The following is a 21,137-nucleotide window of genomic DNA, read 5'->3' on the forward strand; positions in this document are numbered from 1 at the left end:
CTCTGTCGCGTCTTGCCTGGTGGGCGGAGCGGGGGAGGGAGCGGCGGTGCCGGACGAGGCGGGGTTCCGTGAGGAAGACTTCCGTGATTTCGTCGAGACCAGGTCCAGTGCGCTGCTGCGCACCGCGTACCTGCTCGCCGGGGACTGGGCGACCGCCGAGGACCTGCTGCAGATCGCACTGACCAAGACCTACCTCGCATGGAAACGGCTGGGCCACATCGAAGCGGTCGAGCCCTACGCCCGCCGGGTGCTGGTCAACACCTCCACCAGCTGGTGGAGGCGCCGGTGGCACGGCGAGCGACCCACGGAGATCCTTCCGGAGTCCGCCGCCGCGGACCGGGTCGAGGAGAGCCTCGAGCGCGACGCCCTGTGGCGGCACGTCCGGGAGCTGCCCAACCGGCAGCGCGCCGTGCTGGTCCTGCGTTTCTACGAGGACCAGTCGGAGGCGGAGACGGCACGCCTGCTCGGCGTGTCCGTCGGCACGGTGAAGAGCCAGGCGTCACGGGCACTCGCGACGCTGCGGCAGCGCCTCAGCGCCGAGGGCATCGAGCCGGCCGCCCGCCCCGCCCGGCCGCCGACCGTCCGGCTGCGGCCGGCCGTACCGGCGAAGACCGTGAAAACCGCGGCACCGGCGCGGACCGCTGAGGCGGCGGCAGCGGTGCCGAAGGAGCAGCCCGCACGCGAAGACGAGTGCGAGACGCCCGAACGTGAGGCCGTCCTGGTGGAGACCTCCGGGTCGGTGGAAGTGGGACTGGTGACGTGACCATGATCGAAGACGCGCTCCGCGAGGCGTTCCAGGCGAAGGCGGGCACCAAGCCGCCGACGTCGCTGGACGGCATCGCCGATGTCGCCATCCGCAACGCCGTGCGGGTCCGCCGCCGGCGGCGCACGGCGGTGACCGGGTTCGCCGCGTTCGTCGCCATCGCGTTCGCCGCCGTCGCCACGTTCCACGTCCTCACCCCGAACACCCCGGCCGGCACCGGCGTCGCGCAGACCGACACCGGCCACCGGCCGCCGGAGCCGGAGGCGACCCAGAACACCGCCACCGCCCCGCCGGCCGCGGCACGCGAGGTCGACGCGATCGACGGGCAGGCGCAGCCGTCGCTCACGGTGAAGCTGAAGCTGCCCGACAACGGCACCGTCGCCGCCGCGTACAAGGCGAAGGACGGCTACCTGGTCGTCAACACCGAGTCCGACGGCGACAAGCAGCTCGTGCTCCAGGACGACCACGACGCGCAGCAGGTGCTCGTCAAGAAGGCCTCCGACATCGCCGTCGCCAAGGGCGGCGCCAAGGTCGCCTGGGCGCAGGAGGGCAAGGTCACCGTCGCCTCCCGCATCACCGACGACAAGTCCAAGAAGCAGCAGCTCACCGAGCAGGTGACGACGTCGGCGCCGCAGAGCACGGTCCCGGTCGCGTTCGTCGGCTCCGACCTGCTCCTGGGCCGCGAGGAGGGCGCCGGCTTCGACGTCTGGTACGCCGGCCGCAGCTACACCGAGTCGTGGGACGACACGGTCGTGCGGATCTTCGGGGTGTACCAGGACACGAAGAGCGTCTACGCCGAGGTGAAGCCCGCCGACAAGGACGAGCCGATGTGCCTGGCGCTGCTCACCCTGGACCAGCCGTTCAAGGAGATGAAGCGGCGGTGCGGGCTGCCGGTCGCGGCGAAGGCCGGCGGCCGGGTCTCACCGGACGGGCACTGGCTCGCGTACCCGGTCGCCGGCCTCAAACAGATCGCCGTGCTGGACCTGACGAAGATCTTCGACGGGACGACGGCGGCGAAGACGTGGGGGCTGACGGTCACCACGAAGACCGTGTGGATGAACGCGACGACGTTCGTGGTCGAGAGCGAAGGCAAGTTCCGCGCGATCACCCCCACGGCGGCGAGCGGCGCCACCGAGCAGCTGGACGGCAAGAGCGACGGCGTGGTCCTGGTCGAACCGCTCTAGTCTTGTTGGGTGCGGATCGATCTTCACTGTCACTCGACGGCCAGCGACGGCACGTCGAGCCCGGCCCACCTGGTCGCCGAGGCGGCCGCCGCCGGGCTCGACGTCATGGCGCTGACCGACCACGACACGACGTCCGGGTGGGCCGCCGCCATCGCCGCCCGCCCGGCCGGGCTCACCCTCGTGCCGGGCGCCGAGCTGTCGTGCCGGTGGCACGGCGGGCCCTGGCCGATCTCCCTGCACCTGCTCGCGTACCTGTTCGACCCGTCGGAGCCGGCCCTGGCCGGGGAGCTCGCCCGCATCCGGGCCTCCCGCGAGACCCGCGCGGAACGCATGGTCCACCTGATGCGGGCCGACGGCATCGACGTCACCTGGGCCGAGGTCCTCGAGCACGCCGAGGGCGGCACCGTCGGCCGGCCGCACCTCGCGCAGGCGTTGATGCGCCGCGGGCTGGTGGACACCGTGTCCGAGGCGTTCCTGCCGGAGTGGCTCGGCCACCGGTACCGGGTGGGCAAGGAGGACCTCGACGTCTTCACCGCGCTCCGGCTGGTCATCGACGCCGGCGGCGTGCCGGTCTTCGCGCACCCGCGGGCCAGCACCCGCGGTCCCGTCGTGCCCGACGAGGTGATCGAGGAGATGGCGTACGAGGGGCTCTTCGGCGTCGAGGCCGACCACACCGACCACACGCCGGCGGAGCGGGCGCACGTGCGGGCCGTCGCCGACCGGCTCGGGCTCGTCGTCACCGGCTCCAGCGACTACCACGGCACCAACAAGACCGTCCGGCTCGGCGCGCGCACGACCACCCCCGCCGTCTTCGAGCAGATCGTCGAGGCCGCCACCGGGTCCGAAGTGATCGCGTGACCGGCCCGCGGCACGCCGGAGGGACGCCGTGACGACGGAGTACAGCGGCGCCGGCGACCCCAGGCGGAGCATCGAGCTGCTGTGGGGCACCGCGGCGCCGGCCCGGCGGGGCCCGAAGGCCAAGTTCAGCGTCGCCGACGTCACCGCCGCCGCGATCGCGCTCGCCGACGCCGAAGGGCTCGCCGCGGTCTCCATGCGGCGGGTCGCTGAGCAGCTCGGCGTCACGGCGATGTCGCTGTACACCTATGTGCCCAGCAAGGCGGAGCTGCTCGACGTCATGGTCGACACGGTCAGCGCGGAGGCGGTCCGGCCCGCATACACCGCGACGGGGTGGCGCGAACGGCTCATCGAGATCGCCGGGACCAACTGGCTGCTGTACCGGCGGCACCCGTGGCTGCTGCAGATCGCCACCAGCCGGCCCGTCCTGGGCCCGAACGTGATCGCGAAGTACGACTTCGAGCTGCGCGCCTTCGAGTCCCGCGACGTGCCCGACGTCGACGCGGACCTGCTGCTCAGCCTGGTGCTCAACTACGTCGCGGGTGCGGTGCGCGCCGCGGTACAGGCGGATCAGGCCGAACAGGGCACGGGTATGAGCGAGGAGCAGTGGTGGGAGGCCTACGCGCCGCTGCTCGGCGAGGTCCTCGACCCGGACCGCTTCCCGACCGCGGCGCGGGTGGGGCAGGCGGCGGGGGAGGAGTACGGCGCCGGGGACCCGGTGCGCGCCTACGAGTTCGGGCTCGCGCGGGTCCTGGACGGCATCGACGTGCACCTCGGACGCCTTCGTGGCTGAAGGCGGGGCCGGTCTCCGCTCAGACGTGCACCTGGGCCGCCTTCGTCCTTGAAGGCGGCCCAGGCGGGTCCTTACTTCAGCACCGTGCCGATCGTCTTGGTGAGGGTGCCGTTGGTGTCGTCGCCGTCGAGGGACCAGACCATCGCGCCGCCGTAGCCGCCGAGACGGACGTACAGCGACTTCTGCGCGACCGTGATCTGGTCGTCGAAGGTCCAGAACGTGGTGCCGTTGAACAGCCACGCGTGGCCCGACAGCAGGTCACGGTGCACCTTGTAGCCCTGCTGCGGCAGCGTCGCGAGGACCTTGTAGTCCTCGTTGCCCGCGGCCCAGGTGCCCGGCGCGGGGCCGGACGCGGTCTGGAAGAGGCCCCGGTTGGCGTCGGTCACGCCGGTCCAGCCCTGCCCGTAGTACGGGATGCCCAGGACCAGGGACTTCTTCGGTGCGCCGCGGTCGGTCCAGGCCTTCAGCGTGGTGGCGCCGCTGAAGTCCGGGGTGGTCGGCGCGCCGCGCGGGACGAACAGCGCCGACTGCTGGTTGGTCTTGGGCTCCCACGTACCGTGGAAGTCATAGCCCTGGATGGTGCCGAAGTCGAGGTACTTGAAGATCTTGTCGACCTCGAAGCCGGCGTCGATCTTCGCCGGGCTGGCCGGCAGGAACGCGGTCAGCGTCGCCTTCTTCGGCAGCTGCTTGCGGAACTCCGCGAGCAGGAGCGTGAAGTTCTGCTTGTCCTCGGGGCGGATGACGTTGCCCGGGTTGCCCTCGGAGCCCGGCCATTCCCAGTCGAGGTCGAAGCCGTCGAAGACGCCGGTCGAGTAGAACGTGTCGATGCACGACTTCACGAGCGCCTTGCGGGACGCGTCGGTCAGCACGGCGTCGGAGAAGTTCGCCGACAGCGTCCAGCCGCCGAGCGAGATCAGCACCTTCAGCCCGGGGTGCTTGAGCTTGAGCTTCCGGAGCTGGTTGAAGTTGCCGTTGAGCGTCTGACCCGGCGCGTCGGCGACCCCGTCGACGCTCTCCTCCGCGGAGACCGGCCGCTGGTAGTCGGCCCAAGGGTCGGCGGAGACGCACTTACCGGTCGCGTCCACGTTGCCGAACGCGTAGTTGATGTGGGTCAGGTTCTTGGCCTGACCACTGGTCTCGAGGTTCTTGACGTAGTACTGGCGGCCGTAGATGCCCCACTGGATGAAGTATCCGACGCGCTTGTACTGGTCCTGATTCGGCGCGGTGTGCGCCGACGCGGTGCCGGGCACGATCGCCAGCGACGCCAGCGTCAGCGACACCGCCAACCCGGCCAGGACGGAGCGTCTGCCCATGAACCCTCCATGACTGTAAGGAAAGTTTGCTGTTCATGGGGAACGTAGGGGTGCCGTTCGATGCCGTCAAGACCCTGGTTTCGGCTCGATGCGGGCGCACCACGACAATCCGGGTTGTGGATCTCAAGCTTTTCGGCGAAGTGTTCGTCACCCTGCTCGTCATCCTGGACCCCCCAGGGGCGGTGCCGATCTTCCTCGCCCTCACCGGCACCATGGCCGCCAAGCACCGCAACCGCGCGGCACTGCAGGCCGTCGCCCTCGCCTTCGGCGTCATCGTGGCGTTCGCGCTCGTCGGGCGGCAGATCCTGGCGTACCTGCACATCGACCTGCCGGCCCTCCAGGGCGCGGGCGGCCTGCTGCTCCTGCTCGTCGCCCTGGAACTGCTCACCGGCAAGACCGACGACCCGCGCCAGGAGGCCACCTCCAACGTCGCCCTCGTGCCGCTGGGCACCCCGCTGCTGGCCGGCCCGGGCGCCATCGTGGCCACGATGCTCTTCGTGCAACGGTCCTCCGGCGTGCTCGACTACGCCGCCATCGCCATCGGCATCATCGCCGTCATGGCCATCGTGTACCTGGCACTGCGCTTCTCCGGGATCCTGGTCCGCGTCCTGCGCCCGAGCGGCATCGAGGTCGTCACCCGCATCGCCGGCCTTCTCGTCGCCGCCATCGCCGTGCAACTGCTCGCCGACGCGATCGGAGCCTTCGTCACCGAATACCTGCATTCACCCCATTGAGTTTTTGTCGTACCGCGGTGGCAGGATCGGGGTGTGGACAATGAGCAGCTCGGTCTCTTCGCCCCGCCCCAGCGGCTGTTCACCTGCACGCCCAGCAAGCTCGGCAGCTATGAGGACTGCCCACGGCGCTACCGGTATACGTATGTCGACCGCCCGGCGCCGCAGAAGGGCCCGCCGTGGGCGCACAACTCGCTGGGCGCCTCCGTGCACACCGCCCTGCGCAGCTGGTATGCGCTGGACCCCGCGCGCCGCGACAAGGCCGCGTTGCCGACCCTGCTGAAGGCCACCTGGGTCAGCGAGGGCTACCGCGACGAGACCCAGGAGCGCGACGTCTTCCGCCGCGCCCTCGGCTGGCTCGAGTCCTATGTGGACGGCCTCGACCCCCACGACGAGCCGCTCGGCGTCGAGCGCACGGTCGCCGCCCGCACCGAGACCCTCGCCCTGTCCGGCCGCGTCGACCGCATCGACCAGCGCGCCGGCGAGCTCGTCATCGTCGACTACAAGACCGGCCGCTCGGGCCTCACCCCCGACGACGCGCGGGGCTCACGGGCGCTGGCGCTGTATGCGATCGCCGCCTCCCGCGTGTTCCGCAAGCCCTGCCACCGCGTCGAGCTCCACCACCTGCCCACGGGCACGGTCGCCGCCCACGACCACACCGACGAGTCCCTCGCCCGCCACCTCCGCCGCGCCGAGGCCACCGCCGCCGACATCACCACCGCGGACGCCGCCCTGGCCGCGGGCACACCGGCGGACGACGCGTTCCCGGTCGCCCCGGGACCGCAGTGCTCCTGGTGCGACTACCGCCGCACGTGCCCGGCGGGGGTTGACGCCGCCCCGAAGGACCCGTGGACCGCCGTGGACCGCCCCGCCACCTGACGACGCTCCCGTCTCCTGCCCGGCGCCTGGACAGCAGCCCTGGCCTGCGCCGTGGCGGGCCTTGTCACGAGGTGTCGCACCACCACCGCGGCCGCACGGCTGTTTGCGCCGCGGCCGGTTGGCCAGGTCACGATCCATGGCCTGCCGCGAGCCCGGCGTCCTCCGCGCGAGCCGGTCCACTCCGCCGCGAGTCGCGTCCCGCATCGTCGGGGCGGGGGGCGCCGAGAACGACCCCTCGGCCCGGCACCCGGGGTTGCGCTGCGGCCACCACGACATGCTCCGACGTCTCGCACCGGCCTCCCGGCCGAACTGTGATTCCCCAGGCCGCAGCGCCGGCACGCCGACAGAGACGCTGACCCGACGATGCGGGACGCGACTCGCGGCGAGACTCGCGCGGATGATCCCCCCAGCGGATCGGGCCGCACCCGCAGCGACGCACGGCGGAAAGGATCCGGCAGCGGAAAGGCCTCTACGACGGGACGGGGAAGGCGGCGGTGAAGCAGGAGGTCAGCAGGGCGTTGAGGTCGGCCGCGTCGTCCTCGGCCCAGCGCATCAGCGCGGTGTCGAAGGCGGCGAACGCGACCGCCACCAGGACGGCGGGCCGCAGATCGGTGGCGGGGTCGGCGGACATGCGGGCGGCCAGGCCGGCGGTGAGGTCGGCCCGCCACGTGACCTGGCGTTCGAGGTAGCGGGCCAGCAGGGCGGGCGTGCCGACCATGATCTTCGTGAGGCGGCGGGACTTCTCGGGGTGCTCCCAGAAGGTGTCGGTGAAGACGCGCAGGGTCTGTTGCAGGGCGGCCGCCGGGGGCTCGGCGAGCGGGCGGGCCGACAGGCCGTCGCTGAGCTGGCGGCCGAGGTCGCTGAGGAACTCGATGATGACGTCTTCCTTGGACTGGAAGTAGCGGAAGAACGTCCTGCGGGACACGCCGGCCGCGGCGGCCATCTGGTCGATCGTCGTCTCTTCGAAGCCCTGGAACGCGAGCAGCTGCAGGGCGGCCTCGGTCAGCTCGTCGCGGACGAGCTGGCGTTTGCGTTCGGCGAGGCTCACCCGAACATACTACGTCAGGTGGCATGTGGAGACGTAGTTGACACTATGTGCCACAAGCGGCACCATGGAGCGCATGCGATGGAGTGAGGCTGAGGTCGGGGATCAGAGCGGCAGGACGTTCGTCGTCACCGGGGCCAACAGTGGGCTCGGGTTCGAGATGTCGCGGGTGCTGCTCGCCAGGGGCGCGCGGGTGATCATGGCGGTGCGCAACCGGGAGAAGGGTGAGCGGGCGGCGAGGATCCTCGGCGGTGGCGAGCTCAGGACGGTCGACCTCGCCGACCTCGACTCGGTGCGGAGGCTCGCCGAGGAGCTGCGCCGGGAGCGCGTGAGCATCGACGTGCTCGTCAACAACGCGGGTGTGATGATGCCGCCGAGGACGCTCAGTGCGCAGGGCCACGAGCTGCAGTTCGCCGCGAACCATCTCGGGCACTTCGCGCTCACCGGGCTCCTGCTCGACCTCGTCACCGACCGGGTCGTCACCGTCAGCTCGACGCTGCACCGGCCCGGCCGGATCCATTACGACGACCTCGACGGCGCGAAGGACTACTCGCCGGCGAAGTACTACAGCCAGTCCAAGTTCGCCAATGTGCTGTTCGGGCTGGAGCTGGACCGCCGGCTGCGGGCGGCCGGCGCGAAGCAGCGCAGCGTCCTCGCGCACCCGGGGTATTCGGCGACGAACCTGCAGACGTCCGGCCCGACCGGCGTGATGAAGGCGTTCATGCGCATCGGCAACGTCGTCATGGCGCAGCCGGCGGCGAAGGGCGCGCTCAACCAGCTGTATGCCGCCGTCGACCCGCGCGCCGAGGGCGGGCAGTTCATCGGCCCGGACGGCATCGGCGAGCATCGTGGCTGGCCGAAGGTGGTGCAGCCGGTCGACCGGGCGGCGGACCCAGCCGACGCTCAGCGGCTCTGGACGCTGTCCGAGCAGCTCACCGGCGTGCAGTTCGAGGTCGCGCGGAGCCGGTAGACCGCGACGTCGCCCCGCTGCCAGACCTCGTCGGTCAGCAGCGGCAGCGCCGCGGTGGGGGCACCGGCGGACCGGTCGACGACGATCCAGCGGACGCGCTGCGCATACAGCCACCCGAGCCGGGACGGTGTCGGGTCGAGCACCGCGGCGTCGTTCAGCGCGAGCCGTGCCGGATCCCAGTAGGTCAGCGACGGGCCGAGGCGGTGCGCGCGGGACTGCGCCCCGGTCGACTCCGGCGAATAGCCCCAGCTGCCCAGCAGCACCCGGCGTTCGCTGTACGCGGAGAGCCAGTACACGAGACTCTGCCCGGCCATGAGGCCGCCGGAGACGCGGTGCACATTCGTCGCCACATAGTCGTCGGGGTCGCTGTGCGCGCGCACGAAACGGGCGGCGGCGGCCTGGTCCCCGGTGACCCGGACGTGGTAGGCGACGCCGAGGTTCGCGCTGGTCGCGGCGTCGAACGGCAGCCGCGCGACACCGGCGGCCAGCACGACGGCCAGCGCCGCCGAGAAGCCCAGGCGACGCAGGAGGACGGCGGCCGCGAGGACCGCGCCGCCCAGGACGTACACCGGCAGCGGCACCCGCCAGCCGCCGGGTCCCACCGGCAGGGTCAGCCCGACGGAGAGGGCGGCGAGCAGCGCCGCCGCCCCGAGCACCGGCCACAGCGCGCGCCGGGACCACGGCAGGCCGACCAGGCCGGTCGCGGACAGGATCGCGGCGCACGGCCAGGCCGCCACGATGAAGAAGTGCTGGCTCCACGACACGTGCCAGACGCACAGCGTCCCGGCGAACCCCGCGGCGGTCGTCCCGGCGAGGAACGTCTCGGTGTCGGACCAGCGCCGGAACAGGGCGACGACCCCGGCGAGCCGGGCGCCCATCGCGATGCCGTACGCGCCGAGCCCCCAGAGGATCAGCGGGACGTCGCCGGCCGTGGTCCCGTGCCGCTGGCTGCCGACGAAGTCGAGCATGATCGCGAACGGTCCCCACCGCAGCCCCTGGCCCTCGAAGCCGTAGAGGACGGCGACCGCGACCACCTCGACGGCGGCGAGGAGCGCGCCGAGCAGCCACGGCGCCGACCGCGGTGTCCGCCGCAGCAGGTGTACGGCGCACAGCGTGGCCACCCCGGCGCCGACCAGCGGCACGATCGTGGATTTCGCGCCGGTCGTGCCGGCCGCGAACACCAGGACGAGCAGCCAGTCGCGCCGGCCGCCGCCGCGCAGCACCGACACGACGGCGGCGATGAGCGGCATGCCGACCGCCGCGCCGAAGAGCAGCGAGCGGCTCGACCAGCTGTAGTACGTGGTGATCGAGCCGAAGAACGCGGGCGCCTGCCGCTGCGGGACGAGCTCGCCGACGGTGAACATCAGCGCGGCCGCGACCGGGCCCGCCCACGGGTGCCGCGCGACCCGCCAGCCGGTGACGGCGAGCAGGCAGACCGCGAGGACGGCGAGGACGGGCAGGTCCAGGCGGAACCACACCACCGGCAGGTCGACACCGCTGATCATGCTGCTGGCGGCGACGTGACCGTAGGCGAACCAGTGGTAGCCGAGCGTGCGGTCGCCCTGCTCGGGGACGGCGAGCGGGAAGTGGTGCTTCAGGTCGGCGCTCACCGCGAGCAGGTTCAGCTGGTCGATCATGTACTGGTGCGCCCCGCCCGCCGGGACCGGGGGGTTGACCGCGATGAACGCCGCCGTCAGATAGGCGAGGAACCCGATCGCGACCCCGGCGACCGCCCACGACCAGGCCGCCGACGGCCGCTGCGGATATCCGGGGTTCCGCGTGTACCGCCGGGCGAGCGGGACGATGACCAGCAGCGGCCAGATCCAGAGCCAGCCGCGCAGGTCGAGCACGCCGGCGACGACCAGCGCCAACGTCTCGGCCAGGAGCCCGACGACGGTGCCGTAGGTGACGTCCTCCAGCAGCGATCGCGGGGCGGGCCGGATCGCGCGGTACACCAGCACGCCCGGAGCCGCGACCGCATACAGAAAATAAGCGACATATCGGACGACGTCGAGCGGGCTGGTGCCGAGCGCCACGGGGATGGCGGCGGTCGCCGCGGCGAGCGCGAGCCATGGAAGTTTCGCAGTCATGCCAACGGCTCAACGCCGCGGCCCCGTGGGGTGTGACGCCCTCAGGAGTTGATGCGGCGGATCGCGTCGCGGCGCAGCGGGGAGATCCACTCGATCGGGATGGCGCTCAGCATCCGGCCCAGGACGCGGGCGTTCGCCGAGGCGATCAGGTCCGTCGCGGGGAGCCCCGGCAGCCCGTACAGGCGGCGCGCCCACGCCGGCAGCAGCCCGATGGCCAGGGCGGACACCCCGAACGCGGCCCCTCGGACGGGGGTCAGGCCCAGCCCGTACGGCAGCGGCGGCAAGGTCAGGAAGAGCCCTGTCGCCGCGGAGTCCACGGTCAGCTCCAGCTCCGGGCGCATCCGCTCGTAATAGTCGGCGACGGCTGCCGCGGAGTCCGGCACCGTCGCCGGATCCAGGCCGACCAGCGCCGCCGCCCGGGTCTGCTCCGCGTAGTAGCGGTCGACGTCCGCCGCGTCGAGCCGCAACCCGCCACGCAGGGCGGACTCCATGAACGACTCGACCTCCGTGACGTGCACCCACCGCAGCAGGTGCGGGTCGTCGACCCGGAAGCGCTCGCCGGTGCGGGGATCGGTCGCGGTCATCTTCGCGTGGATCGCCCGGACCCGCCGCCCGGCGCGCTCCGCCTGCTCGGTCGTGCCGTAGATGACGGTCGCCACATAGGTCGCGGTGTGCTGGAAGCGGCCCCACGGGTCCTTGCGATACCGGCTGTTCTGCTCCACCCCGGCCACCGCGCGGGGGAGCAGCGCCTGCAGATACAGGCTGCGCAGGCCGCCGACGGTGACGATCGGCTCCCGGTGCACCCGCCAGGTGACCGAGTCCGGCCCGAACAGCCCCGGGTCACCCACCGGGCTGCTGCTCGCTCGCCAGGTCGTCGGCGCGGCGCCGCTGGCAGGCCGGGCACAGCCCCCAGAACGTGACCTCGGCCTCGTCGAGGACGAACCCGTGCGCCTGCGACGGCGTCAGGCACGGCGTCTCACCGACGGCGCAGTCGACGTCCGCGATCTCGCCGCACCCGCGGCACACCACGTGGTGATGGTTGTCGCCGACCCGCGACTCATACCGCGCGGGACTGCCCGCCGGCTCGATCCGCCTGGCCAGCCCGGCCCGCGAGAGGGCGCTCAGCACGTCATACACCGCCTGCGTGGACACCGTGTCGAGCCTGGCCCGGACCCGGGCGGCGATCTGGTCCACGTCGAGGTGCCCCTGGGCCTGCCCGCGCGACGCCTCGAGGACCTCCAGCACGGCCAGCCGGGGCCGCGTCACCCGCAGACCCCGGGCGCGCAGCAGATCCTCACCCGACACGCCTTCAATAACACCACGCAGCCTGGAACCGTTCAAATGTTTCCGGACTCTTGATTGAACTGCTCGTCCTCGGGTTGTGTACACGTCCGGTGGGGGAGGATCGCACCGACGAAGAGGAGGCCCCGTTGTTCGAACGTGTGCTCGGTCTGCCGGCTCACCCGTTCTTCATCCACGCAGCCGTCGTGCTCGTGCCGCTGCTCGCCATCGCGGGCATCCTGTACGCGGTCTGGCCGGGCGCCCGCCGGCACGTGCGCTGGACGCTGATCGTGCTGGCCGTCGCCACCCCCGGCGCGGTCTTCGCGGCGAAGGAGTCCGGCGAGGCGTTCGAGGAGAGCCCCAACTTCCAGTCCGCCGAGCTCCAGGCGAAGATCGGCGAACACGGGGACTTCGGGAGCACACTGTTCCTGGTCGTGCTGGGACTCGCCCTGGTCGCGCTGGCCACGGCCTACCTGGTGCGCCCGGTGCCCACCGACTCCGTCGGCCCCGCCGTGGCCCACTGGGCGCTGTCCGGCCTCATGGTCGTCCTGGCGCTCGCCGCCCTCTACTACGTCTTCAAGGCCGGCGACACGGGCGCGAAAATGGTGTGGGACGGCTTCTAGACCCGTCGCTCCCGCTCAGAACAGCAGCCGCCCGCAGAAGATCAGCAGCAGCACGACGATGACCGCGCCGGCGAAGATGCCCATCCCCTTGGTCAGGATCGTCGCCGCCTGCTCCTCACGGTCGATCCGCTCGGCGTCCTGGGCGGGTAGCTTCCTCGGCGCCGCCGGCCGCTCGACGGTCGGCGGCCGCCACCCCCGCGGCGGCGGCGCGCTGCGCGGGGCGCCCGTGTAGGGCACCGCCGCCGGAACGTCCCGCACCGCCGGCGGTGGCGGCGCGGCCCCCTCGGGCGGGCGCCGCCAGAACGCGTCGTCACTCACGCCGTCGAGCCTACCCACCGGACGGACCTGCGCGGCCCGACCGGTGGGAGCCGAGTGGCGACCGGGGACGTCAGTCGCTGTTGAGCAGGTCCGCGAGCGACATGGGCCGGGTGGCGTCCGGGTCGTTCTGCCGGTCGTCCAGCCGCACCGTCGGCTGCTCGTCCGCCGCCGGCTGCTCCGCGTCGCTCTCGTGCTGGGGGGCGCTCTGTTCTGTCATGCCGCCGAGTGTGACCTGTCGACGGAAGAGCGACTGTCGTCATTCGGCCAACTTCCCGCAAACTCGCCGGAGTACCCTCGTCCGCGTGGCGACGACCGAAGAGTGGGCATCGACCGACGAACAGCGCGAAGTGAGCTTCGAGGACTTCGCCGACGAGCTGGTCGTGCTTCCCGACACCACCACCGACGACACCGACGCGGGCTGGGGCGAGCGCAGCGCCTCCAACGACGACCGCCTCCTCGCCGACCGCCCCCCGCACTGGGAATAGCGGCTCCCGCCCGCCTCCCGCCGCGGGGCGGCGGCCTGGATTCCTGGGCGCGATGACCGCGGCGCGGCGTCGACGTCGCCGATGAAGCCGAGGACGGCGTCCGCGAGGGCCTCGGGCGCCTCCATCGCCGCGTAGTGCCCCACGCCGTCGAGCTGGACGGTGCGGACCTGCCCCGGCGCGGCCCTGGTCATGGTGCCCGCGGTGAAGGTCCCGCCGCCCGCGCCGACCGCGAGCACGGGCACCCGCAGCCCGGGGTCGTGCGCGAGGGCCCGCAGCTCGGGGCCTTCCCGCAGCATCGACCGGTAGAGACCCGCCGCACCGCGCCAGCCGCCGGCGCGGGCGTACGTGCGGGCGAACTCGCCGACGTCGGCGCCGGTGACAGCCCCCGGCCCGGCGGTCATGGACGGGAACGTGTGCCGGCCGAGGAACTCCTCCTCACGCCCGGCGAGCAGCAGCTCGGGAATGCCGGGCGCGGCGAGCACGCCGATGTGCCAGGCGCCGCCGTGGGAGACGTCGGCGAGCGCCTCGAGGCCGAACCCGGCCAGGCCCATCTCGATCGCGGTGAGGCTGAGGACGTCCCGCGGGTGCGCGGTGGCCAGCCGGAAGACCGCGCCGCCGCTGATGTCCTGCCCGGTGACGTGCACGGGACCGGCGCCGAGGTGCGCGATCAGCTGGTGCAGGTCCTCTGCCGCGGTCGCGCTGTCATGGCCGCCGCCCCCGCCGTCGCCGCCGGGGGTGATGTCGGGTGCGGTGTCGGAGTCGCCGAAGCCGCGCAGGTCGACGGCGAAGACCCGATGCCTGGCCGCGAGCAGGGGGATGAGCCGGTGGAAGGCCCACCACGTCTCCGGGAAGCCGTGCACCAGCAGGATCGGCGAGCCGCCGGTCCCAGCGGCGACGTAGTGCAGGTGGGTGCCGTTGACTGCGGCGCGATGGTGGGTGACGCCCGGCAGGGTGGCACCGGCTGGCGTGACGGTCATGGCTCGCTCCTCGATTCGACAACCTGACTGTCTAAATATAGACACCCTGGCTGTCGATCGCCCAGTGTCCGTGTCGTAGCCTCTGCGTATGTCCCGCTCCGGCGCCGATCTCGCGCTCCTGCTGCTCGGGGGGTTCCGCGCCCTCGTGGACGCCGCCGTCGCCGAGCTGGCCGAGCTCGGCTACGACGACGTGCGGCCCGTTCACGACTTCGCCATGCGGGCGATCGCCGAGGGCGCCGACAGCGCCTCTGAGCTGGGCCGCCGCCTGTCGATCACCAAACAGTCCGCGGCGAAGACCATCGCCGTGCTGCAGGAGCGCGGCTATGTCGCCCGCGACGCCGACCCGGCCGACGCCCGCCGCAAGCGCCTTCGGGTCACCGCCCTCGGCTTCGACGTGATGCGCCAGGGCGAGGCGATCTTCGACCGGCTCCGCGCCCGCTGGGCCCAGCAGATCGGCGACGCCGAGCTTCGCAACCTCGAAGAACAGCTGACCGTGCTGGTGGGCCGCCAGCCGGTGCGCTTCGACACGCCGGGCTGGCTCGCCCGCGACACCGGCGCGACGGGCTGACCTGCGGACCGGCGTCGCCGGGCGTGGGTCATGAGCCGCGGGGCGTGGCGCTCGGCGAGGGCGGTCGGGTGCGGCGAGCCAGCTGCGCCGGACACGCGAAAAGGCGCAGCCCTGAGGGGGCTGCGCCGATCGTGTGGAGCGTGGGTCAGACGGTCGAGGAGGCGGACTTCGTCGAGGCGCCCGAGGAGGCGGCCGGCTTCGAGTCCGAGGACGACGAGGTCGACGCTGGCGTGGACGAGCTGGACGAGCTCGAGTCCGACTTCGTGGACGAGTCCGACGAGGACGACGCCGAAGATGATGAGGAGGCGCCGGACTTCGTGGAGGAGCGGGAGTCGGTGCGGTAGAAGCCCGAGCCCTTGAAAACCACGCCGACGGCGGAGAACTGCTTGCGCAGGCGGCCCTGGCACTCGGGGCACTCGGTCAGTGCGTCGTCGGTGAAGGACTGCACCGCCTCGAGCTGGTGGCCGCAGGCCGTGCAGGCGTATTGGTAGGTAGGCACCGTTCAGCCTCCATCATTGGCACTCAACCCTATCGAGTGCCAATAGTGCGGTATCGGACATCCTTTCGTCCAGTCCAGGTGGGCGGTCTCATACCCGGCGGCGGAGCCGACGAGGGCGGCGCTGACCCGCTGGTCGTGGGATTCCGCCGGTACCGACGGCAGCAGCTCGCCCGGGTGCAGCAGCGCGACCGTCGGGGCCGTGACGCGGGCGAGGACCCGGTCGTAGGAGCCGCCGCCCTGGCCGAGGCGGGTGCCGTCCCGGCCCACCGCGAGGGCGGGGACCAGCATCAGGTCGATGGAGCGGACCGCGTCGACGCCCAGCCGGGGGCCGGTCGGCTCGGACAGGCCGAGCGGGCCGGCGGCGAGCGACCCGTCGAACACCGCCCAGTCCAGATCGCGGGACGGCAGCAGGACCGGCAGGAGCAGCCGGGGCGTCAGCGCGGACAGGGCGGAGACCATGGACGCGCCGGCCGGCTCGTACGGCAGCGGCACGTAGGCGGCGACGGAACGCGCGCTCGCTGCCCGTACCATGGCGGAAACAGCAGAAATGAGCGACTTGTCGGATAAGTCCCGCTGGTCGGGAGGCATGGCGCGGCGAGCGGACCGGATGTGCGATCGGAGCTCGGATTTCGGGGACACCGGAGACGGCAAGGCTCAAATCCTCCTCATCTGTGACAGCATCGCAGAAACACAGCTACGGGAGGACGGACGTGACGCTGCGGGCGCGGCTCACCGCGGCCTTCCTGGCGGTCGTGCTCGGTCCCGTGCTGCTCGGCGCGGTCTTCGTCGGCATCGCCGTCGCCGCGGTCACCGAGCAGCGGGCCAAGGAGCGGCTCGACTCCGGCGCGCAGAACGTCGAGGCGGCCCTCGCCGTCACCTGCCAGCGGCTCCGGCTCGCCGCCGAGACCACGGCCATGGTCACCGCCGACGGTGACCAGCCCGACGCGGCCCAGCGCGCCGTCGTGCGCGGGCTCGCCCGCGCGGTCGAGGTCAGCGACGCCGCCGGCAACATCGTCACCACCGCCGGCACGCTGCCGCCGAAGCCGTGGGCCGACTGCGCCGCGCCGACCGCCGCGCCGTTCGCCGCGATCGCCGCCTCCGTCGACGTGCTCGACCCGAGCTCGCGGCGCATCGGCCGGGCCTACGCGGTCGAGCCCGTCGACGACACCCTGCTGGACTGGCTGGCCGAGGCCGGCGGCGTGCGCGTCGACTCCCTCGCCGCGGGCGCCGGCGACTCCGAGGAGGTCGGCACCGCCCGCAAGCTCGACAGCGGCGCCACCGGCATCACGCCCGGCGGGCGCCTGGTCAGGCGGCTCGACCCGCAGCCCGGGCAGCCGCTGACCCTGGCGCTGTCGGTGCCGGAGCCCGACACGGGAGGGCTCTACGCGGTCCTCGTCGCCGTCGTCGCCTGCGCCGGGGTCGTCGCGATCAGCGTCGCCTGGTGGCTGGCGCGCTCCACCACGCACCCGCTGACCGAGCTCGCCGTGGCCGTCGAGCGGGTCGCCGACGGTGACCTGAGCGCCCGGGTGCCCGTCCGCAGCCAGGACGAGGTCGGGCGGCTCGGGCAGACGTTCAACCGGATGACCCGCGAGATGCAGGGCTACGTGCAGGCCCTCACCGCGAGCCGCGACCAGCTGCGCGGGCAGCTCGGCGTCCTCGGCGACACCCTCGCCGGCACCCACGACCTCGACCGGATCCTGCAGGTCATCCTGCAGACCGCGACGGCCGCGACCGGCGCCCAGTCCGGCGTGGTGCTCATGGTCGACCCGGCCAGCGGGGAGCTGCGCGGCCAGGTCGCCGAGGGGCTCGCCGGGTCCGACGTCGGCGACCTGCGCCTCCAGCTCGGCGATGGGCTGCTCGGGGCCGTCGCGGCGTCCGGCGAGCCGCGGCGCGGCCGCGTCGACCGGGACGGGCCGGCGCTGTCACCCGCCGAGCCGCGCTGCGCCACCTACGTCGCGGTGCCGATCGCGGCGCCCGGCGTCGGGCCGACCACCGGCCTGGAACCCCAGTCGGATCTGCCGCCCGCCGCCAGAGGGGTGCTCGCCCTGTACGACCGGCACGGCTTCGACGAGTTCGACGACGCCGACCTGATCACGCTGCGGACGTTCGCCGGGCAGGCCGCGGTCGCCGTCGACAACGTCCGGGTGCACGAGGAGGCGCAGCGGCTGTCGCTCACCGACCCGCTGACCGGGCTGTCCAACTACCGGTACCTGCGCGAGTCGCTGCGCCGCGAGGTCGAGCGGGCCAGCCGCTTCGGCCGGTCGCTCGCCGCGCTGGCCCTGGACCTCGACCGGTTCAAGGAGGTCAACGACACCTACGGGCACGCCGCCGGCGACGCGGTGCTGGCCGAGTTCGCCCGCCGCCTGCGGGCCGAGATCCGCGAGGTCGACTTCGCGTTCCGGCAGGGCGGCGAGGAGTTCGTGGTGCTGCTGCCGGAGACCGACGCGACCGGCGCGGCGGTGCTCGCCGAGCGGCTCGGCGCCGCCGTCCGGCGCGCCCCGGTCCTGGTGATCTCCTCCACACCGGGACAGGCGCCGCGGCGGATCCCGGTGACGGTGTCGATCGGTATCGCGGTGTTCCCGCGGCACGGCGCGACCGGAGCCGCCGTGCTGGAGGCCGCTGACGACGCCCTCTACGCGGCCAAGGCCGGCGGCCGCGACACCTACAAGATCGCGCCCGACGTGGCGGTTCCGCTCCCGGACGAGCCCGTGAAGGCTAGTGCGGAGGTGACGCCCGGCGCGCCAAAGGCCGCACAACCGCCACGACAGAGCCGCGGCGGCTAGCCTTGCCACATGCCTGACACGACTCCTCACCAGCCCGCGCTGCCGCGCCAGCGGGCTGTCAAAGCCGTGATCCCGGCGGCGGGCCTGGCCACCCGCTTCCTCCCGGCGACCAAGGCCGTGCCGAAAGAACTGCTGCCGGTCGTCGACCGGCCCGTCCTGCAGTACATCGTGGAAGAGGCGGCAGCAGCCGGCATCCGAGACATCCTGCTGGTCACCGGCAGGGGCAAGACCTCGATGGTCGATCACTTCGACCGGCGTCCAGACCTGGAGGCGCGCCTCGCGGAGAAGGGCGACGACGAGCGGCTCGCCGCGGTCGTGCGCCCCAGCGAGCTCGCCGAGATCTACACCTGCCGGCAGGGCGAGCCCCTCGGGCTCGGCCACGCCATCTCCTACGGCGAGTCCCACGTGGGCAACGAAGCTTTCGCGTGCCTGCTCGGCGACGAGTTCGTCGAGGAGACCGAGCCGCTGCTGCCAGCGATGCTCGACCTGCAGGCGAAGACCGGCGGCATCGTCCTCGCCCTCATCGAGGTCGAGCCCGACGAGACCAGCCGCTACGGCATCGCCTCCGTCGACCCGTCCGACCTCACCGCCGAGGCCGGCGAGGTGCTCAAGGTCACCGGCCTGGTCGAGAAGCCCAAGCCGGAGGAGGCGCCGAGCAACCTCGCCGTCATCGGCCGGTACGTGCTGCCGCCCACCCTGTTCGACGCGATCCGCCGCATCGGGCCCGGCGCGGGCGGCGAGATCCAGCTGACCGACGCCATGGCCCTGCTGCTCGCCGAGGGCACACCCGTCCACGGCATCGTCTACCGCGGCACCCGGTACGACACCGGCATGCCCCTGGGATACCTGCAGGCGGTGGTCCAGCTCGCGTGCAAGCGCGGCGACCTCGGCCCGGCGTTCACCCAGTGGCTGACCCAGTTCGTGGAGAAGGACCTGCGCGGGTGACAGCGGTTCCAGCGACGGGCTCCCACCACGACGCCGCGCGCGACGCGGGCGTCGGGTCGAACGCGCGCGTCCCCCTCGCCGACTATCTCGCCGGCGTGCTCCGGGGTCTGCGCCCGTTGCCCCCGCTGGACCTTGAGATCACCGCCGCGCACGGCAACGTGCTCGCCGAGGACGTGGTCGGACCGGGCCCGGTGCCCGCGTTCGACCACTCCGCGATCGACGGCTACGCCGCCCGGTTCGACGACATCAGCGACGCTCAGCCGGGCCGCCCGGTCCGGCTCAGCGTCGTCGGTGACCTGGTCGCCTCCAGCTGGCGGCCGGTCCGGCTGACCCCGGGCACCTGCTTCTCCGTCGCCGCGGGCGCCCTCATGCCCGTGTCCGCCGACGTGGTCGTCCCGCCGGGGATGACCGACCAGGGCATGGCCGCCGTCGAGGTGTACCACCCGACGAAACGCGGCCACGGGGTGCGCCGCGCCGGCGACGAACTGCCCGCCGGTGCCGTGCTCGCCCGGGCCGGTGCCTACGTCACCCCGCCGCTCGTCTCCGTCCTCGCCGCCAGCGGCATCGGGCACGTCGTGGTGCGGCCCAGCCCGCGCGTCGTGGTCATCGCCACCGGCGACGAGCTCGTCGACGTCGGCCGCGCCAGCCAGCCCGGCCAGGTCGTCGACGCCAACTCCCACGCGCTCACCGCGGCCGCCGCGGAGGCCGGCGCCCACGCGTACCGCGTCGGCATCTGCGACGACGACCCCGAAGGGCTGCGCGGCCTGCTCGACGACCAGATGCTGCGCGCCGACCTCATCATCACCACCGGCGGCACCGGCACCGGCCCCGGCGACATGGTCCGGCGGATCCTGTCCCGCTCGGTCGTGTTCTCCGACCTGTCCGTGTACCCGTGCTCGTCGCTCGGCTACGGCACCATCGGCGGCGCCGCCGGCGCCAACGGCGTGCCGATCGTCTGCCTGCCCGGCGACCCCGGCGCCGCGCTCATCGGCTTCGAGGTGCTCGCCCGGCCCGTCATCCAGCTCCTGGCCGGCGCCGACCCGGTCTTCCGGCCCAGCGTCCGCGCGCACCTGCTGGAGACCGTCAGCTCGCCGTCGGGCATGCGGGAGTTCCGTCCCGCGTACATCACCGAGCGCCGCGGCGGCGGGTACACCGTCATGCCGCTCGCCGGCGGCCCGTACACGCTGTCGGGTCTCGCCGACGCCAACGGGCTCATGGTCCTGGGCGAGAAGGTGATCAGCGCGGCCGCCGGCTCTACAGTGGACGTCATCATGTTGGATAGACGGCGATGAGCCAGCCCGGATGGCCTGCGGTCCTGACCGACGGCCCTGTCACCCTGCGGCCCTACCGGCGCGCCGACGCCCGCGCCTGGGCCGAGGTCCGGCGCGCGAACGAGCAGTGGCTGTCCAAGTGGGAGCCCACGCCGTACGGCACCTGGCACGACCTCAACTCCCCGGCCGCGTTCCGCGCCGTGCACGCCGACCTGCGCCGCGCCGCCCGCAGCGGCAGCGCGATGCCCTTCGCCGTCTGCTACGACGACCAGCTCGTCGGCCAGCTCACCCTCGGCAACATCGTGCGCCGCGCCTTCTGCTCCGGCTACGCCGGCTACTGGGTCGACTCCCGCCACGCCGGCAAGGGCATCACCCCGACCGCGCTCGCCCTCGTCGTCGACCACGCCTTCAGCGTCGGCGGCCTGCACCGCATCGAGGTCAACATCCGGCCCGACAACCTCGCCAGCCGGCGCGTCGTGGAGAAGCTCGGCTTCCGCCAGGAGGCCTACCACCACCGCTACCTGCACATCGACGGCGACTGGCGCGACCATCTCGGCTACGCCATGACCACCGAGGACGTCACCTCCGACGGCGGGCTGCTCGCCAGGTGGCACAAGGTCCTCGCGGCGTAGTTTTTGCCTTCTCCTGCGTGTTGACGTGGTGTAACGCTGCGCGACCCGTACTGTTCTGAGTCGGAGTTACCACGCTGTAACTTCCACAGACTTGGATGACTCGCGCGCCTGGGGGGACCGGCGTGTGAGGTG

The 21,137-nt window shown here is 72.7% G+C and carries 23 protein-coding genes and 1 pseudogene; 14 read left to right on the forward strand and 10 right to left on the reverse strand.

Annotated elements, in window-relative coordinates; all coding sequences use genetic code 11:
- Positions 1-46 precede the first annotated feature (46 nt).
- From ACZ6TV_RS51190 to ACZ6TV_RS51205, 4 genes are read left to right on the forward strand one after another with little or no spacing between them, the layout of a single operon-like run.
- Entirely contained in the window at positions 47-763 is a 717-nt protein-coding gene (locus ACZ6TV_RS51190; RefSeq protein ID WP_465308293.1) for a SigE family RNA polymerase sigma factor, read from the forward strand.
- The gene (locus tag ACZ6TV_RS51195) at positions 760-1,947 is read left to right on the forward strand and encodes a hypothetical protein (protein ID WP_465308295.1); all 1,188 of its coding nucleotides are present in this window, start codon (positions 760-762) and stop codon (positions 1,945-1,947) included. Before ACZ6TV_RS51190 ends, ACZ6TV_RS51195 begins: the two co-directional genes overlap by 4 nt.
- Before the next feature lie 9 nt (positions 1,948-1,956).
- The gene (locus tag ACZ6TV_RS51200) at positions 1,957-2,805 is read left to right on the forward strand and encodes a PHP domain-containing protein (protein WP_465308296.1); all 849 of its coding nucleotides are present in this window, start codon (positions 1,957-1,959) and stop codon (positions 2,803-2,805) included.
- Between the two features lie 28 nt (positions 2,806-2,833).
- The gene (locus tag ACZ6TV_RS51205) at positions 2,834-3,595 is read left to right on the forward strand and encodes a TetR/AcrR family transcriptional regulator (RefSeq protein WP_465308297.1); all 762 of its coding nucleotides are present in this window, start codon (positions 2,834-2,836) and stop codon (positions 3,593-3,595) included.
- A gap of 71 nt (positions 3,596-3,666) precedes the next feature.
- Here the strand turns inward: ACZ6TV_RS51205 and ACZ6TV_RS51210 are convergent, their stop codons facing one another.
- Positions 3,667-4,908, reverse strand: a complete 1,242-nt coding sequence (locus ACZ6TV_RS51210) for a glycoside hydrolase family 18 protein (protein ID WP_465308298.1) — start codon at positions 4,906-4,908, stop codon at positions 3,667-3,669.
- Between the two features lie 116 nt (positions 4,909-5,024).
- Here ACZ6TV_RS51210 and ACZ6TV_RS51215 point away from each other — a divergent pair, with 116 nt between their 5' ends.
- Together ACZ6TV_RS51215 and ACZ6TV_RS51220 are read left to right on the forward strand one after the other, a co-directional pair.
- Complete coding sequence (locus ACZ6TV_RS51215) at positions 5,025-5,642, forward strand: MarC family protein (protein ID WP_465308299.1); 618 nt, start codon at positions 5,025-5,027, stop codon at positions 5,640-5,642.
- Positions 5,643-5,675: 33 nt separating this feature from the next.
- A complete protein-coding gene (locus ACZ6TV_RS51220; RefSeq protein WP_465308300.1) occupies positions 5,676-6,518 on the forward strand; it encodes a RecB family exonuclease in 843 nt (280 codons plus the stop codon).
- A 469-nt stretch (positions 6,519-6,987) separates the two neighbouring features.
- On the opposite strand, the gene ACZ6TV_RS51225 is transcribed toward ACZ6TV_RS51220, so the two are convergent.
- On the reverse strand, positions 6,988-7,566 hold the full coding sequence (locus tag ACZ6TV_RS51225; RefSeq protein WP_465308301.1) for a TetR family transcriptional regulator: 579 nt from the start codon (positions 7,564-7,566) through the stop codon (positions 6,988-6,990).
- A 73-nt stretch (positions 7,567-7,639) separates the two neighbouring features.
- Between ACZ6TV_RS51225 and ACZ6TV_RS51230 the strand changes: the two genes are divergently transcribed.
- Complete coding sequence (locus tag ACZ6TV_RS51230) at positions 7,640-8,533, forward strand: oxidoreductase (RefSeq protein WP_465308303.1); 894 nt, start codon at positions 7,640-7,642, stop codon at positions 8,531-8,533.
- Here the strand turns inward: ACZ6TV_RS51230 and ACZ6TV_RS51235 are convergent.
- The 3 genes from ACZ6TV_RS51235 to ACZ6TV_RS51245 are packed head-to-tail and all read right to left on the reverse strand — an operon-like array spanning position 8,467 to position 11,928.
- Positions 8,467-10,623 (reverse strand): hypothetical protein, encoded by a 2,157-nt coding sequence (locus ACZ6TV_RS51235; protein WP_465308305.1) that lies wholly within the window; start codon positions 10,621-10,623, stop codon positions 8,467-8,469. The genes ACZ6TV_RS51230 and ACZ6TV_RS51235 overlap by 67 nt on opposite strands.
- Before the next feature lie 41 nt (positions 10,624-10,664).
- Entirely contained in the window at positions 10,665-11,471 is an 807-nt protein-coding gene (locus tag ACZ6TV_RS51240; RefSeq protein WP_465308307.1) for an oxygenase MpaB family protein, read from the reverse strand.
- Positions 11,464-11,928 (reverse strand): Fur family transcriptional regulator, encoded by a 465-nt coding sequence (locus ACZ6TV_RS51245; protein WP_465308309.1) that lies wholly within the window; start codon positions 11,926-11,928, stop codon positions 11,464-11,466. Before ACZ6TV_RS51245 ends, ACZ6TV_RS51240 begins: the two co-directional genes overlap by 8 nt.
- Positions 11,929-12,053: 125 nt before the next feature.
- Here ACZ6TV_RS51245 and ACZ6TV_RS51250 point away from each other — a divergent pair, with 125 nt between their 5' ends.
- Positions 12,054-12,527, forward strand: coding sequence for a DUF2231 domain-containing protein (locus ACZ6TV_RS51250; RefSeq protein WP_465308311.1), 474 nt, complete (start codon positions 12,054-12,056; stop codon positions 12,525-12,527).
- Between the two features lie 15 nt (positions 12,528-12,542).
- Here ACZ6TV_RS51250 and ACZ6TV_RS51255 read toward each other — a convergent pair whose 3' ends face one another.
- The 3 genes from ACZ6TV_RS51255 to ACZ6TV_RS51265 all read right to left on the reverse strand — a co-directional run bounded on the left by ACZ6TV_RS51255 (position 12,543) and on the right by ACZ6TV_RS51265 (position 14,307).
- On the reverse strand, positions 12,543-12,845 hold the full coding sequence (locus tag ACZ6TV_RS51255; protein WP_465308313.1) for a translation initiation factor 2: 303 nt from the start codon (positions 12,843-12,845) through the stop codon (positions 12,543-12,545).
- A 70-nt stretch (positions 12,846-12,915) separates the two neighbouring features.
- The gene (locus ACZ6TV_RS51260) at positions 12,916-13,062 is read right to left on the reverse strand and encodes a hypothetical protein (protein ID WP_465308315.1); all 147 of its coding nucleotides are present in this window, start codon (positions 13,060-13,062) and stop codon (positions 12,916-12,918) included.
- A gap of 39 nt (positions 13,063-13,101) precedes the next feature.
- On the reverse strand, positions 13,102-14,307 hold the full coding sequence (locus ACZ6TV_RS51265; protein ID WP_465308317.1) for an alpha/beta fold hydrolase: 1,206 nt from the start codon (positions 14,305-14,307) through the stop codon (positions 13,102-13,104).
- A gap of 88 nt (positions 14,308-14,395) precedes the next feature.
- Here ACZ6TV_RS51265 and ACZ6TV_RS51270 point away from each other — a divergent pair, with 88 nt between their 5' ends.
- Both ACZ6TV_RS51270 and ACZ6TV_RS51275 read left to right on the forward strand, forming a co-directional pair.
- Positions 14,396-14,875, forward strand: coding sequence for a MarR family winged helix-turn-helix transcriptional regulator (locus ACZ6TV_RS51270; protein ID WP_465308319.1), 480 nt, complete (start codon positions 14,396-14,398; stop codon positions 14,873-14,875).
- Positions 14,876-15,015: 140 nt separating this feature from the next.
- Positions 15,016-15,219: a hypothetical protein gene (locus ACZ6TV_RS51275; protein WP_465308371.1), complete on the forward strand. Its 204-nt coding sequence runs from the start codon at positions 15,016-15,018 to the stop codon at positions 15,217-15,219.
- 62 nt (positions 15,220-15,281) lie between these two features.
- Here the strand turns inward: ACZ6TV_RS51275 and ACZ6TV_RS51280 are convergent.
- Both ACZ6TV_RS51280 and ACZ6TV_RS51285 read right to left on the reverse strand, forming a co-directional pair.
- Positions 15,282-15,374, reverse strand: a pseudogene (locus tag ACZ6TV_RS51280) (FmdB family zinc ribbon protein); the annotation flags it as partial.
- Positions 15,375-15,377: 3 nt separating this feature from the next.
- Positions 15,378-16,013: a 5-formyltetrahydrofolate cyclo-ligase gene (locus ACZ6TV_RS51285; protein ID WP_465308365.1), complete on the reverse strand. Its 636-nt coding sequence runs from the start codon at positions 16,011-16,013 to the stop codon at positions 15,378-15,380.
- 71 nt (positions 16,014-16,084) lie between these two features.
- Here ACZ6TV_RS51285 and ACZ6TV_RS51290 point away from each other — a divergent pair, with 71 nt between their 5' ends.
- Genes ACZ6TV_RS51290 through ACZ6TV_RS51305 form a run of 4 tightly spaced genes read left to right on the forward strand, consistent with a single transcriptional unit; the run spans position 16,085 to position 21,005 of the window.
- Positions 16,085-18,157, forward strand: a complete 2,073-nt coding sequence (locus ACZ6TV_RS51290; RefSeq protein WP_465308321.1) for a GGDEF domain-containing protein — start codon at positions 16,085-16,087, stop codon at positions 18,155-18,157.
- A gap of 9 nt (positions 18,158-18,166) precedes the next feature.
- The gene (locus ACZ6TV_RS51295; RefSeq protein WP_465308323.1) at positions 18,167-19,102 is read left to right on the forward strand and encodes a UTP--glucose-1-phosphate uridylyltransferase; all 936 of its coding nucleotides are present in this window, start codon (positions 18,167-18,169) and stop codon (positions 19,100-19,102) included.
- On the forward strand, positions 19,099-20,394 hold the full coding sequence (locus tag ACZ6TV_RS51300; RefSeq protein WP_465308325.1) for a molybdopterin molybdotransferase MoeA: 1,296 nt from the start codon (positions 19,099-19,101) through the stop codon (positions 20,392-20,394). Before ACZ6TV_RS51295 ends, ACZ6TV_RS51300 begins: the two co-directional genes overlap by 4 nt.
- Complete coding sequence (locus ACZ6TV_RS51305; RefSeq protein WP_465308327.1) at positions 20,391-21,005, forward strand: GNAT family N-acetyltransferase; 615 nt, start codon at positions 20,391-20,393, stop codon at positions 21,003-21,005. Before ACZ6TV_RS51300 ends, ACZ6TV_RS51305 begins: the two co-directional genes overlap by 4 nt.
- The last annotated feature ends 132 nt before the right edge of the window (positions 21,006-21,137 follow it).

The sequence above is a fragment of the Dactylosporangium sp. NPDC051087 genome (genome assembly GCF_055586325.1).